This window comes from Marinobacter sp. X15-166B, assembly GCF_001752365.1.
Taxonomy (GTDB): Bacteria; Pseudomonadota; Gammaproteobacteria; order Pseudomonadales; family Oleiphilaceae; genus Marinobacter.
On sequence record NZ_MEIY01000001.1, the window covers coordinates 1,400,300 to 1,412,565 of the forward strand.

The window sequence follows — 12,266 nt, forward strand, 5'->3', positions numbered from 1 at the left end:
TGAGGGTGGCTATGGACAAGGCGCGGGTAATGCGGCGCTGGGCCACAGTGGCTGCGCTGCTGGCGGTGGTGGTCGTCACTCTGGGTGCCTGGACCCGGTTGGTGGACGCAGGCCTGGGTTGCCCGGACTGGCCCGGCTGTTACGGTTTTCTTATCGTGCCCCAGGACGAGGCACGCATCGCCATTGCTGAAGCCCGGTTTCCGGATTCACCGGTCGATGTGGCCAAGGGCTGGCCGGAGATGATTCACCGTTACGCCGCCGCTCTTCTGGGGTTGGTGGTATTCGGTCTGGCGGGCTATGCGGCGCGCCATCGCCGCACCGGGCTGCCGGTGAAACTGGCGATGTTCATAGCCGTCTTTATTCTGTTGCAGGGAGCGTTCGGGATGTGGACGGTGACCCTGAAACTCTGGCCCCAGGTGGTCGCACTGCACCTGCTGGGCGGGTTTACCACGCTGACCCTGCTGGCGCTGCTGCGCTTGCGTGTTGGTCGCCTGGTGTCTGCGGCCGCCGGTGGGCCACCGAGGGGGTGGCGGCTGGAGGCGTCCCCCCTGCCGGCGGACCGGCTCCGTGTGAGGTTGGCGCGCCTGCGTCCCTGGCTGTACGGCGGACTGGTGCTGGTGGCCGGGCAGATTGCCCTGGGGGCCTGGACCGCTGCCAACTACGCGGCGGTGGCCTGTCTTGATCTGCCCACCTGCCAGGGTCAGTGGTGGCCGGAGATGGATTTCCGGCACGGCTTCGATATTACCCAGGCGGTGGGTCCCAATTATCTGGGAGGGCAACTGGCTGCGGCGGGCCGGGTGGCCATTCATGTCAGCCACCGACTGGGCGCACTGGTGGTGGTGGTGTACTGGCTGGCGTTGCTGACGATCCTGTGGCGGCAGCTGCCCCTGGCTGTGATCCGCCAGGCGGCCGCGGTGGTGGCGGCGCTGGTGGTCGCTCAGGTGGCGCTGGGATTGCTCAATATTGCTTTGTATCTGCCACTAGGGATTGCGGTTGCCCACAACGCGGGCGGCGCGGCCCTGCTGGTGGCGGTCGTCTGGCTGTTGTGGCGCGTGTATGGCGTGCAGCAGGCAACAGCGGTCAGCGAGCCGCACCGGTTTCGGGAAGTTACTCAGGAGGTGACCGTATGAGCGAACACAGCAAGACCCTGAGCGGGCCGCAAGCTCCGGCGCTGCCCGGCGCTGTCCCGTCCTGGCGGGATTATCTGGAGCTCACCAAGCCACGGGTGGTGGCGTTGATGATCATGACCTCGGTCATCGGTATGCTGCTGGCCAGGCCGGGAATACCGCCCTGGCAGATCCTGATATTCGGCAATCTGGGGATTGCCTTGCTGGCCGGCGCGGCCGCGGTGATCAACCATGTGGTAGACCGCAAAATCGATACGGTCATGGCGCGCACCCGCAAACGGCCGGTGGCAACCGGCCGCATCCAGCTGGTTGATGCCCTGGCCTTCGCCGCCACCCTGGCGTTATCCGGCATGCTGGTACTGGTGCTGCAGGTCAACACCGTGACGGCGTGGCTGACCCTGGCTTCCCTGGTCGGTTATGCCGGGGTGTACACGCTGTTCCTGAAACGGGCCACCCCGCAAAACATTGTGATTGGCGGGCTGGCCGGTGCCATGCCGCCGTTACTGGGCTGGACCGCCGTGACCGGTCAGGTAGAAGGGCACGGGCTGTTGCTGGTGCTGATCATTTTTGCCTGGACCCCACCCCATTTCTGGGCACTGGCCATTCACCGCAAAGAGGAATACGCCAGGGCCGGTATTCCGATGCTGCCGGTGACCCATGGTAACCAATACACCGAATTGCACATTCTGCTGTACACCCTGATGCTGCTGGCGGTCAGTCTGTTGCCCTTCGTCACCGGCATGTCCGGCCTGCTTTATCTGCTGGGAGCGCTGGGGCTGGGCGGGCGGTTTGTACATTACGCGGTGCGGTTGTTCCGGCACGATGACCGCCAGGTGGCGCTGGCGACGTTCAAATACTCGATCACCTATCTGATGCTGCTGTTTGTTGTATTGCTGGCGGATCACTTTATCATGGTGGGTTGATAACGTTGGAGTGTCTATGTCCCCGGCTATTCGTAATACATTGATAACGCTGATAGTTATAGTCTTGGTGGTGTTTGGACTGGTGATCGGCAAACAAGTGTTCGGTGTGGCCGGCCACGCCCCGGTGGCGCCGCCTGAACTGAGTGAAATGAACACCTTTGTGTACGATCAGGGGCGGCCGCTGGCCGGGTTTCAGTTGGTCAACGAGGCCGGTGAGCCGGTGGACCGGGACTGGTTGCAAGGGCATTGGACCTTTGCCTTTCTGGGCTACACCCATTGCCCGGACGTCTGTCCGACCACCCTGGCCATGCTGCGCCAGACCCTCACCCGCATTGCGGACGACCTCCCCACTCCCCGAGTGCTGCTGATTTCGGCGGACCCGGAGCGGGATACCCCGGAGCGGCTGCAGGAATACCTCGGCTTTTTCAGTGACCGGTTCCACGGTCTGACCGGGGATCTCGATGGCTTGCGGGCGCTGGCGCAAAGCATGAACGGGGTCTTTGTGCACCGCACCGAAGGCGATGTGTTATTGGTGGATCACAGCGCCCATGTGGTGTTGATCAACCCGCAAGGCGAAATGGCGGCGGTGCTCCAGCCGCCCCATCAGCCGCAACAGCTGGCCGAGGCCTATCGGCAGATTTACCAGTGGGCCCGCAGTCAGCATCCGCGGATGGCCAGCGCAGACTGACCGGTGGGGGGCTTTCCCTGAGCGGCGTCAGGCCCTACACTGCCCGGCCTTGACGCCCAACCACGGTAACCCGTTATGTCTGTATGCCAGCGCCCCGTCACCTCACGCCGCGAGTTGTTCACCGTACTGGCCGCCGGTGCCACCATCCTGCTGGTGCTGCACACCCTGGGGCGCTTTATTTATACCCCGCTGCTGCCCTATCTGGTCACGGACGGCCAGTTAACGCCCCAGCAGGGGGCCGCCATTGCCACCTGGAACTATCTCGGCTATCTGCTGGGCGCTGTGCTGGCGATCCGCTGGTATCGCATCCACCACATCCGTCTGTTGCTGCCCGTCGCCGTGGTGGTTCACCTCATCACCACCCTGCTGCTGACGCAACTGGATCAGGTCAGCGTGATCTCGGGGCTGCGCTGGCTCAATGGGGTGGCCAACGGAGTGGCCTTCGTACAGGCGCCGGCGCTGATTCTGGAGTGGCTGGTACGGCGCAACCGCGCCAGTCTGAGTGGTCTGGTGTATCTGGGGGTCGGTCTGGGTCTGCTGCTTTCCAGCGGTCTGGTTACCCTCACCTCAGACTGGCTGAGCGGGGCAGAGCGCTGGTGGCCGGCGGCGCTCTTGTCGATCCCACTGGCGTGGTGGGGCACCGCCCGGTTGTTGCAACTCGAAGTGGTCGCGCCGTCGAGTGCAGACGGCAAACGACCGGCGACCTCCGGCCCCTTACTGGACCGGGCCAGTGTGCCGCTGTTTCTGTCATACGCGGGCGGGGGCCTGGGCTATATTCTGCCGATGACCTTTCTGCCGCTGCTGGCCACCCTGCAGTTGCCGCCAGGCGACTGGCTCATCGACGGCTCCTGGTTGCTGGTGGCCCTGGCCACCATCCCCTCAGCCTGGCTGTGGAACCATCTGGGCGCGAAACTGGGGGATCTTCGGGCTATCCGGCTGAATTTCATTCTGCAGTTGGTGGGCGTGCTGGCGGCGGTGGTGTTACCCGGCGCCGTTGGCATCGTGTTGTGCGGCGTGCTGGTGGGCGCCACCTTCCTGGGGACGGTGCTGCTGACCCAGCGCATCGGTCGTGCCCTGCACCCCCATCAGGGGCCGCGCATCTCGGCTGCGCTGATCGCCCTTTACGCCTTTGCCCAGATGGTAGGGCCCTGGCTGGCGAAGCATTGGCTGGCCCGGGGTGGCACCCTGGGCAGCGCCTTCGGTATCGGCGTGGCGGCGCTGCTGTTCGGGTTGTTGTGCACCTTGCTGGTGCCCCGGCCCGAGGAGTGGCATCAGCGCCCTGGGTTTCGGTCAGACTGAGCGCGCGGAAAAGTCCAGTTTCCAGGCGATGGGCAGCACCGCGACGCCGTACACCACCATGGTGAACAGGGCGTGGCGCACATCACCGGTGGCGTCCGCAATCACCCCCCCCAGCATGGGCACCCCAAAGGCGAGGGTATAACCCACCAGAAAGTTGCCGGCGGAGAGCTGTCCGGTGGCTTCCGCCGGTACCAGCAGCGGTGGCAGGGCCACCAGCAGAATCAGCAGCGTGCCAGCGCAAAAACTCATGAAGGTGGCGCTGGCGATGGCCAGCCAGCCGTCCAGCAGCGCGGCCCCCAAGGTGCCCAGCAAGCTGGCGATGGCGAGCACCACGATGACGCTTTTGCGACCGACCCAGGGTCTGGCCATTTTCAGCATGAGCAACGAAGCCACGACTTGGGCCAGGTTGTACCAGAACAGCGCGTCGGGCAGTAACTCGAGTTCACCCCGTTGTGCCAGCAGGTTGCCCATGTAGGCATTCAGACCGAAAAAAATGCAGCCCGACAGGCCCAGCAACAACCCCAGTTTCAGGGTCAGCGGGTTGCGCCAGTCGGGCAGCCAGGCGGAGCGGCGCCCCGGGCGCACCTGTGCGGGCCGGGGCAGGAACAGTAATGCGGCCACCATCAGTGCCGGCAGCGACCAGACAATCAGCGTCAGCCGCCAGCTGTGGTCCACCAGCGGCATGATCACCGGCAGGGTCACGCCGGCTCCGGTAAACTCACCCACCAGCATGCCATTCATGTAAATGGCCGACCCTATGGCCAGATGGTGCGGCGGCAGCCAGCGCGACAGCAAGGCGGGTAACGCCGGCTGCATCATGGCGACACCGAGGCCCATAACCGCGCTGGCGACCATCAACGTGGTGATATCGGGTACCAGACCGCGCCCGGCAGAACCCACCACCATGACGACCATGGCCAGGGCCAGGGTATTACGGGGGCCAAACCGGGAAATAGCCAGGGACCCGGGCATCGCGCCAATGGCCAGCATTAAAATCGGCAGGGTGGTCAAAGCGCCGGTCAGTGCCTGGGTCAGCCCCAGATCGTCGGCAATGGACGGAGCGAGTGCGGGGGCGACCAGGATGGGGATGCGCAGGTAGAAACCGGCCAGCCAGAGCAGCACCCCGCTCAGCACCAGTTGCGAACGTGCCGGCCGGGCCTTGGCAAGGGTGTTCAGCACCTCAGCAAACGCGTGGCAATCGAGCCGGGCTCAGCTTTCATCCGGCAGATAGGCACCGTCTTCATCGTGCACTTCCTGGCCGGTGACTGGGGGGTTGAAGGCGCAGATCAGGCGCATATCTTCGGTGCCGCCGCGGAGAATGTGTTTGTCGTGCTGGTCGAGGGCGTACAGGGTGCCGTCGGTAATTTCATGGGTCTCACCGGTGGCAAGGTCGGTAATGGAGCCGTTACCGGCGACACAATAAACCGCTTCCAGATGATGCTTGTACCAGAAGGTGTGCTCGGAGCCGGCAGGAATAATGGTTTCGTGAAAGGAGAACCCCATGCCGTCTTTCTTCAGCAGCAGTCGGCGACTGGTCCATTGCTGTGCACTCACTTCACGCTCGGTACCGATAATGTCCTGTACACGTACAATTTTCATGATTTTCCCCGTTGTGGAATGGTGTAGCCGCACAGTATAAACACCTATGTCAGGGTGGGTTCAACCGCCAGTTGCTATAGATGCTCATTGCGGCGCCAATGGCGGCGGTCAAGTTTTGCACGGCTGCGCTGTCCAGAGTCTGCTGTTTCCGGCAACGTTCGAAGACCCGCTGAATACTCTGCCGACTGGGCCGGTCCAGCTGCTCCAGCCAGTGACGGTCCGTGCCGGTCAGTCGCAGCTGGTCCCGTCCGGCGTGATTCCGGTTACTGACCTCGAACCAGTGATGCACGGCCCGACCCAGCACCACGTAGCCGAACTGACGGTCCTGCACCGGGCCAAAACTGGCGGTTTTCAGTCCTCGTCCCAGAGGGCCCAACCGCAGGGCCGGAAACTGCAGCTTGTCGCCGTAAAAATAACTGCCTGCCGCACCGATCAGACCGCCCACCAATGCGCCGGTGCCGAGTGACGTGCCCAAGGTGAGGGCATCCAGCCCGGCGCCACCGATCGCCCCGGCTCCAAACCCCGCCGTGGTGAGGTAGCCACGGCTGACCCCCCACAGTTGGCGACTGTCTTCACTGAACAGGTCGTCCCCGGAGTGCCAATGGAGCTCGGTTTCCTGTCGTTGCAGATGGTGGTGCTGATAAAGTTGTTCCACTGCGGTGCGCAGACGCTGCTCCCGCCGGCGCTGATGGTCGAACCAGCGGTTTCGCAGTTGTTCGATCAGCGCGTCTCGGGACGACTCTGCCAGCTGGGATTCTGTCAGCGTCTTCTGCTCCCGCCACGCCATCATCTCCACCAGCGCGGTGGCAATCAGCGCGGCGGCGTGTTGCTGTTGTTGCTGGCGGCGCGCGGACAAGTGCCCCACGGCCTCCCGCAAGGGTGCCTCCCAGGCCGGCTCCAGTTGACCGAAGGCATTGAGCAGGGTCAGGTGTTGTTCGAAGGTGGCGCGCACCGCGTCAAATTTGCGCACCACCTGAAAAAACTGCCCCAGAGCGGCTTGCCAGGTGTCGCTGTAATCGTCGCCGCCAATGCTGTTGATCAGCGCCAGACTGGGTTGGCCGGTCCAGCGCAGTATGGTCATTTCGGCCTCATGCTCAGCGCTGTAGGGCACCGAGCCATCGACCACGTAAATGATACCGGCGCCCTCCGTCAGGGGGCTTAGCAGTTCACATTCGTCGTGAAAACGCGGGTCGTCTCGGTGCTGCTGAACAAACGCAGCCACGGTTTCGGCACGGTCGGAGGCCGACAGGCTGTGGGCGCGCAGCCATTCCAGTACCCGGCGCGGGCGTTGAAACCCGGGGGTATCCACCAGGGTATAGAGCACCCGACCGTCCACCGTCAGCGGATACTGGTGGCGATGGCGGGTGGTGCCGGGTTCCAGCGCAATGGCAATGGCGTCGTTCTGCGACAAGGTCGCCACCACGCTGGACTTGCCTTTATTGGGGTGGCCGACAACGGCGAAGGTGGGGGCTGTGTTCATGGACCGACTCCTGCGCAGATGATCACTCCTGGGTCGCGCTGTCTTTCGGCAAACCGCAGCCATTGCGCAAGTTGGTGCGGCGGTGGGGGGGTCGAGGGATCCGCCGCCAGGGGCATCAGGTTAATCCGGGTGTGCTTCGGCCAGAGGGTGCGGGCCTGTTCAAGGAAGTCGGCCAACTCCGCCGTGGGCGGCTCCCAGGCGCGGGTAAACAATCCGACCTCGGGGTGGGCGAGGGGGTGCACATGCCGGGCGACGGCCTGCAGGGCGTGGTGGTCGTCGGCGAGCGAGGCCGCCCCACCGGCGCTGACTACCGGCCCCTGGGAGTCCGGCAGAGCCCGGCCCGGCGACCGGGGGTCTGCGCCGGCCCAGAGTACCACCGCGTGGCAGGTTGCGGGCCGGGGCCGCAGCCGCGTCGCAGTGGCCAGATCGGGCGCGGTGGTCACCTCCTCCCGGGTGCTGCCGGTGTCGAGGGTGGGCGTCGCCATACGTTCGTACAACGCCATGCGCCCGGGGTGCCGTTGCAGCAGTTGCCCCGCGCGGTAATGCAAGTGACCGCCGGCGAACCACAGCAAGAGAAGCCGCGGCACCACCACGTACGCGAACCACAGCATGGTCACAAACGGCCACCAGGCGCCCCACAGTTGGGGGTCGGTGTGGTGGTAGCCGCCGGTCGCCCGGTAAAAACGGGTCTGGCTGACCAGCTCCAGCGTGGGCGCGGCTTCGGCCCACAGGGCGTGCCAGGGCCACGCCAGCGCCCTTGCCAGACTGTAAAAACTTTCTGCGCCGGCATTGAGGGTCGTACTCCAGCCAAAGGCAAGGTCCTTGACCGTGACCAACACCAACAAGGTGGCCAGCCCGCTGAGCCCGAAACAGAGTCCGCCGAGATGGGCCGCCCGGGCCATCAGTTGCGGGTGCAGCGGACGCAGCCCGGAGGTGCCCCCCGCATCGGCCAGAGCCAGTTGCCGGGTCAGCCAGCGCCAGGGTTGCCAACCGGCGAGGGCCTGCACCGTCGTAAAGACCGCCAGCACCGCTTGCACCAGCACCACGGCAATGATTACGGTCAGGTTGATGCGGCCGCGGCCGTCGTAAAACATCAGACCGGCCATGGTCAGACTGCCCAGCAGCAGCCCCAGCAGTGCAAAACCGGCGTTGATGTGCTGCCAGCGTATGAGCCGCCGGTCGTTGGCGGGTTTCGACTCTGGTCCGTTGAAACGCTGCAAATGCGCGAGCCAGTCCCGGACCTCGGTGGTTTTCCCTTCAGCTTGCCGGGCAAGGGCGAAGTTACGATCCCGGCGGTGCAGAAACGCCGGGGATTGCGCCTCATCACGGCGCAGCTGATCTTCAAACGTCAATAACAGCGACAAGGCTCGGTGGGGCATGAAGTGTCCTCTGGGGTAGCAGCCCTTATTTAAACCAGACGCCGTGCCGGAAGCAAAGGTATGGGTGAGGTTGTGGCGAAACGAAGGAATCAGCGGTGCGGGTAGCGCCGTCAAAAAACACCGACGCCGCTGTGTCGGCGACCGGTGCAAGGGGAGAGGGTCAGGGGGTGGCACTACGACCCTCAACAGCGGGGGCTGAAAAGGGTCGGACCAGTAATATTTACAAAAACCGGTAAAAATTACCGGGGGTCAGAGTCGACCGGTCAAAAAAAGCACCAGCACGATGATCAGGATCAGGCCGCCAATACCGCCGATGTAGACGTTCTGCAGCACCGCGGCGACCAGCAGGATAACGAGTACCAGTCCTAGCAATCCATAAGGCATGTTGAATTCCTCCAGGCGTGAATCATTGACTAAATACGGCTATCGGTGACGTGCCGGTCGGCCACAGCGGTGACCGGGTACACCCGTCGCACGGTGCCGGCGCCAACGTAACCACCGGCCAGGCCTGCGACCAGGCCCAGGCAGCCTGCGACAAATCCGGCCCAGAGCACCGCTTGCGTGTAGGTGCCTGCGGCTTCGGTGGTTTCATTCAGTTGGGCTTGCGCTTCCTCAACCATGGCGCCCACTTCCTGCTCCGCGCCGTCGATGATCGCATTGACCTCCTGCTCAGTCAGCGAGGTCCGGGCCACCAGCACGTCTTTGGCCTGTTGCGGCTTACCCTGAATGAGGTACCCACTGGCGCTGGTGAGGGTATCGGCGTCGATCTCATTCACCGCGCTGCGCACTTCCGCGGCGGTGAGTTCCGCGCCGCCCAGATCAGCGATGGACCGACTGGCGGCCCGCTGCGCCTGGGCGAGCCGTTGCTCAAGCATGGTTTGTGCCCGGTTGACGGCCTGGGATTCTTCCAGATCCTGAATTTCCGTCTTTACCCCGGCGATGATCGAGTCGATCTCGGCGGCGGAGAGGGTGCTGCGATTCGCCAGACGGTCACGGGCGACCCTGTCGTTACCGGACATGAGCGCACTGGTTATCGCGGCTACATCCTCGGCACTCAGGGAGTTCATGGCGGTGCGCACCTCGGTCTGACCGGGGCTGGCGCCGCCCGCCGCCACCCCGCTCAGCGCCTTACTGGTCTGCCGTTTGATGGTGGCCGCCACGCCGTTGGTAACACTGTCCGGCAGCATCGCGCCCGTGTCTGAGTCAGCCATCCCACCGACCATGACTTTGGCGGCCTGCGACCCTGAACTCACCGCAGAGCTGACCGCGTTGATCGCCCCTCCGATGCCGGACGCGCCAAGCAACAACAAGACCAGGGTGCTGACGGCCCACAAGGTCAGACCGTGCAGGGCACCCACGCGATCATCGGCGCTGCCGGCCAGTTTGGCGGCCAGCAGCGCGCCGGCAAAGGTTGCCACCAGTGAGGTGATCAACAACCAGACAATGGACCCTACCCCCAGGCCCGCACCAACCGCTGCCAGATCGGTGGCATCCGCGATTCCGACCCCCAGGGCTGCTCCCAGCACCAGCAGGAGCCAGCTTAATGCGAAGAACAGGGCGAGACCGGCGAAGATCGAGCCCCAGCTTATTCTGCGTGTGTTGATGGCGGCGGTCTGCATGGCGACTGCGGCCGCGTTTGTCTCTGTCGGTCGTGTCATGTTGAAACTCCTGTGGTGTGGCGGTCGTAGACCCGGCCCCGTATTGGCGTTTCGCACCCGAACAGTGAGCGGGTGTGTGACTGGGTAAAGCAGAATTTATGCCAGCAAACGGCGTCTGGTCCCGGGTAAATTTGCTAACATGGGCGTGTCCCGCTCACCCACGGTCCCGATCGCTATGCCCCACCATCTGATGAATTTGCGTCACGTACCCGAAGACGAGGCGGAAGAAATCCGCGCCCTGCTCCACGAGCATCAGGTGCCTTTCTACGAGACCCCGCCCAGTCGCTGGGGCATCAGCATGGGAGGGTTCTGGGTGCATGATGACGAGCAGGCCCGGCGGGCGCGGGCCCTGCTGGTCCGCTATCAAGAACAGCGGGTGGCTCAGCAGCGGGAGCTGTACGCGCAGGAGCTGGCCGCAGGGCGGATCGCCGGGTTCTGGCGGCGCCTGCGGCACCGGCCGGTCTCCACCCTGGCGGTGTGCCTGGCTATCCTGGTGATGGTGCTGGTGACCCTGTTGCCTTTCCTCAAAGTGTGAAACCGACGCCAAGCGGGCGGCAGTCTGGCTTGACCAGGATCAAGTCGCGGCGTCTGCGGTCGTTGTAGTGCGTACGCCCAGCGGTTAGCATGTCGGGTCTTTTTCAGCCAAAATTACGGGGCGTGTACCACTTATGGGCGCAAGAAACGAACGCCTGCGCTGGCAGCTTGTCAGTGGCATGCTGCGCACACTTCATCTGCAGCATTTGATGAGCCGTTACAGCCAGCGCACGGTGATGGCCGGTTTCAGTCTGGTGAACGGCGGTTGCAGCATCGCGCTGGTATCTTTCGTGGCGCTGATCACCCAGGAAGCGTTTATCTTCCCGTCTCTGGGGGCCACCGCGTTTATCCTGTTTCATGTGCCCCTGGCCGCTCCGGCTTCGCCACGGAATACGGTTTACGGGCATTTGCTGGGTGCGTTGACCGGGCTGCTCAGCCTTTACCTGTTCGGCCTGCACGACGCCCCTTCCGCGTTTCTGACCGGTGTGGATTTGCCGCGGGTTGGCGCTGCGGCTCTGTCACTGGGTGTGACCGGGTGCCTGATGGTGTGGTTCCGGGTGCCTCACCCGCCTGCCGGGGCCACCGCACTGATCGTTTCGCTGGGGCTGATGCCCCACCCGGAGCAGGTGCCGATCTTGATGGCCGGTGTCGGATTGCTGCTGGCCCAGGCGCTGGTGATCAATCGGCTCGCCGGTATCCCCTACCCCCTGTGGCGCTCTCAGCCGGATGCCGTGAACGCCTGCGCGATCCGCACAAGTCTGGGTTAGGCGCTGCGCTTTTTGAGCCGGGACAAGGTTGCGGGGACCACCCCCAGCCAGGAGGCCAGCTGCCAGCCGGGGACCCGCTTGACCAGTTCCGGGTAGTCGCGCAGCAGAAGTTGATAGCGCTCCTGGGCACACAATGTCTGTTTGTGATATTCACGCATGCACGCCAGTTCCGCCAGCTCTTCGGTCAACGCCAGCGCAAAACGAGCCCAGCGGCCTTCGCTGTGGCTGCGGATGACTGACCGGAACCGGTGAAAATCGGCCACCCAGAGCGTACAGGAGGTTACCGCACTCAGACACAGGGTGTTGCGGGGCGTGCGGCTGCGTCCGAACACCGGCCACACCAGGGCGCCCTCGGTAAAAAAATGATGGATGCTGATTTTGCCGCTGGGGGATTCGCGGAATAACCGCACCACCCCGTGCTGCACCAGATACACCTGAGTCCAGGGGCGTTGGTGCCGCTCCAACGGTGCCTCGGCACACACGGAGGTTTTGTGAAACAGCGGCGCCAGCTCGTCGAGCAGGTGGGCGTCCGGGTGGTGGCTGTCGGGTCCGCCCAAACCGACCCCGAATACCCGGCTCAGCCCGTTCATCAGCGCCAGATTGTCCGCAGGAGGCGGACCAAGGCAAATGTCCTCCGCGTGTTGCTCCAGCAGGCAGGGAGAGGAAGCCATCTGGATGGCACCGTGTCCTTGATTGTCTCTCATGGTGTCGCGTCAACCCTTGTGCATGATTGGGGTTCCTGCATTGTTCCACGGTGGTTCCAGCATCAATAGTGAATTATGTTGCTATTATTGATTGGTATAACTGATAGA

13 protein-coding genes are annotated in these 12,266 nt (G+C 63.9%); 6 read left to right on the forward strand and 7 right to left on the reverse strand.

Translation table 11 applies throughout. The features are described 5' to 3' along the window. Positions 1 to 11: 11 nt before the first annotated feature. The 4 genes from BG841_RS06640 (at position 12) to BG841_RS06655 (ending at position 4,037) form a co-directional block, all read left to right on the forward strand. Positions 12 to 1,130 (forward strand): COX15/CtaA family protein, encoded by a 1,119-nt coding sequence (locus tag BG841_RS06640; protein WP_070056939.1) that lies wholly within the window; start codon positions 12 to 14, stop codon positions 1,128 to 1,130. Continuing rightward, positions 1,127 to 2,050, forward strand: a complete 924-nt coding sequence (gene cyoE / locus BG841_RS06645; protein WP_070056940.1) for a heme o synthase — start codon at positions 1,127 to 1,129, stop codon at positions 2,048 to 2,050. Before BG841_RS06640 ends, cyoE begins: the two co-directional genes overlap by 4 nt. Before the next feature lie 16 nt (positions 2,051 to 2,066). After that, positions 2,067 to 2,738 carry an SCO family protein gene (locus BG841_RS06650; RefSeq protein ID WP_070056941.1) on the forward strand — a complete coding sequence of 224 codons (672 nt, stop codon included), beginning with the start codon at positions 2,067 to 2,069 and terminating at the stop codon, positions 2,736 to 2,738. Between the two features lie 75 nt (positions 2,739 to 2,813). After that, positions 2,814 to 4,037 carry a YbfB/YjiJ family MFS transporter gene (locus BG841_RS06655; RefSeq protein ID WP_070056942.1) on the forward strand — a complete coding sequence of 408 codons (1,224 nt, stop codon included), beginning with the start codon at positions 2,814 to 2,816 and terminating at the stop codon, positions 4,035 to 4,037. Here the strand turns inward: BG841_RS06655 and BG841_RS06660 are convergent. From BG841_RS06660 to BG841_RS06680, 6 genes are all read right to left on the reverse strand, one after another. Then, positions 4,029 to 5,216 carry a CynX/NimT family MFS transporter gene (locus BG841_RS06660; protein WP_070056943.1) on the reverse strand — a complete coding sequence of 396 codons (1,188 nt, stop codon included), beginning with the start codon at positions 5,214 to 5,216 and terminating at the stop codon, positions 4,029 to 4,031. The genes BG841_RS06655 and BG841_RS06660 overlap by 9 nt on opposite strands. A 30-nt stretch (positions 5,217 to 5,246) precedes the next feature. Beyond that, on the reverse strand, positions 5,247 to 5,636 hold the full coding sequence (locus tag BG841_RS06665; protein ID WP_070056944.1) for an ectoine synthase: 390 nt from the start codon (positions 5,634 to 5,636) through the stop codon (positions 5,247 to 5,249). Positions 5,637 to 5,685: 49 nt separating this feature from the next. Next, positions 5,686 to 7,116 carry a GTPase/DUF3482 domain-containing protein gene (locus tag BG841_RS06670; RefSeq protein WP_070056945.1) on the reverse strand — a complete coding sequence of 477 codons (1,431 nt, stop codon included), beginning with the start codon at positions 7,114 to 7,116 and terminating at the stop codon, positions 5,686 to 5,688. Next, entirely contained in the window at positions 7,113 to 8,495 is a 1,383-nt protein-coding gene (locus BG841_RS06675; protein ID WP_070056946.1) for a DUF2868 domain-containing protein, read from the reverse strand. Before BG841_RS06675 ends, BG841_RS06670 begins: the two co-directional genes overlap by 4 nt. Before the next feature lie 249 nt (positions 8,496 to 8,744). Next, positions 8,745 to 8,879 carry a hypothetical protein gene (locus BG841_RS17550; RefSeq protein ID WP_265733885.1) on the reverse strand — a complete coding sequence of 45 codons (135 nt, stop codon included), beginning with the start codon at positions 8,877 to 8,879 and terminating at the stop codon, positions 8,745 to 8,747. Positions 8,880 to 8,908: 29 nt separating this feature from the next. Next, on the reverse strand, positions 8,909 to 10,153 hold the full coding sequence (locus BG841_RS06680) for a hypothetical protein (protein ID WP_070056947.1): 1,245 nt from the start codon (positions 10,151 to 10,153) through the stop codon (positions 8,909 to 8,911). A 175-nt stretch (positions 10,154 to 10,328) separates the two neighbouring features. Here BG841_RS06680 and BG841_RS06685 point away from each other — a divergent pair, with 175 nt between their 5' ends. Continuing rightward, positions 10,329 to 10,688 carry a DUF6164 family protein gene (locus tag BG841_RS06685; protein ID WP_070056948.1) on the forward strand — a complete coding sequence of 120 codons (360 nt, stop codon included), beginning with the start codon at positions 10,329 to 10,331 and terminating at the stop codon, positions 10,686 to 10,688. Between the two features lie 133 nt (positions 10,689 to 10,821). Next, positions 10,822 to 11,454, forward strand: a complete 633-nt coding sequence (locus tag BG841_RS06690; RefSeq protein ID WP_070056949.1) for an HPP family protein — start codon at positions 10,822 to 10,824, stop codon at positions 11,452 to 11,454. Here the strand turns inward: BG841_RS06690 and BG841_RS06695 are convergent. Then, on the reverse strand, positions 11,451 to 12,158 hold the full coding sequence (locus BG841_RS06695) for a Crp/Fnr family transcriptional regulator (protein ID WP_228141612.1): 708 nt from the start codon (positions 12,156 to 12,158) through the stop codon (positions 11,451 to 11,453). The genes BG841_RS06690 and BG841_RS06695 overlap by 4 nt on opposite strands. Between the last annotated feature and the right edge of the window lie 108 nt (positions 12,159 to 12,266).

Bases quoted from the DNA above. Each gene is read 5' to 3' on its own strand.
- BG841_RS06640 (WP_070056939.1), top strand. From the start codon at position 12: ATGGACAAGGCGCGGGTAATGCGGCGCTGGGCCACAGTGGCTGCGCTG.
- cyoE (WP_070056940.1), top strand. From the start codon at position 1,127: ATGAGCGAACACAGCAAGACCCTGAGCGGGCCGCAAGCTCCGGCGCTG.
- BG841_RS06650 (WP_070056941.1), top strand. From the start codon at position 2,067: ATGTCCCCGGCTATTCGTAATACATTGATAACGCTGATAGTTATAGTC.
- BG841_RS06655 (WP_070056942.1), top strand. From the start codon at position 2,814: ATGTCTGTATGCCAGCGCCCCGTCACCTCACGCCGCGAGTTGTTCACC.
- BG841_RS06665 (WP_070056944.1), bottom strand. From the start codon at position 5,636: ATGAAAATTGTACGTGTACAGGACATTATCGGTACCGAGCGTGAAGTG.
- BG841_RS06670 (WP_070056945.1), bottom strand. From the start codon at position 7,116: ATGAACACAGCCCCCACCTTCGCCGTTGTCGGCCACCCCAATAAAGGC.
- BG841_RS06675 (WP_070056946.1), bottom strand. From the start codon at position 8,495: ATGCCCCACCGAGCCTTGTCGCTGTTATTGACGTTTGAAGATCAGCTG.
- BG841_RS17550 (WP_265733885.1), bottom strand. From the start codon at position 8,879: ATGCCTTATGGATTGCTAGGACTGGTACTCGTTATCCTGCTGGTCGCC.
- BG841_RS06680 (WP_070056947.1), bottom strand. From the start codon at position 10,153: ATGACACGACCGACAGAGACAAACGCGGCCGCAGTCGCCATGCAGACC.
- BG841_RS06685 (WP_070056948.1), top strand. From the start codon at position 10,329: ATGCCCCACCATCTGATGAATTTGCGTCACGTACCCGAAGACGAGGCG.
- BG841_RS06690 (WP_070056949.1), top strand. From the start codon at position 10,822: ATGGGCGCAAGAAACGAACGCCTGCGCTGGCAGCTTGTCAGTGGCATG.
- BG841_RS06695 (WP_228141612.1), bottom strand. From the start codon at position 12,158: ATGAGAGACAATCAAGGACACGGTGCCATCCAGATGGCTTCCTCTCCC.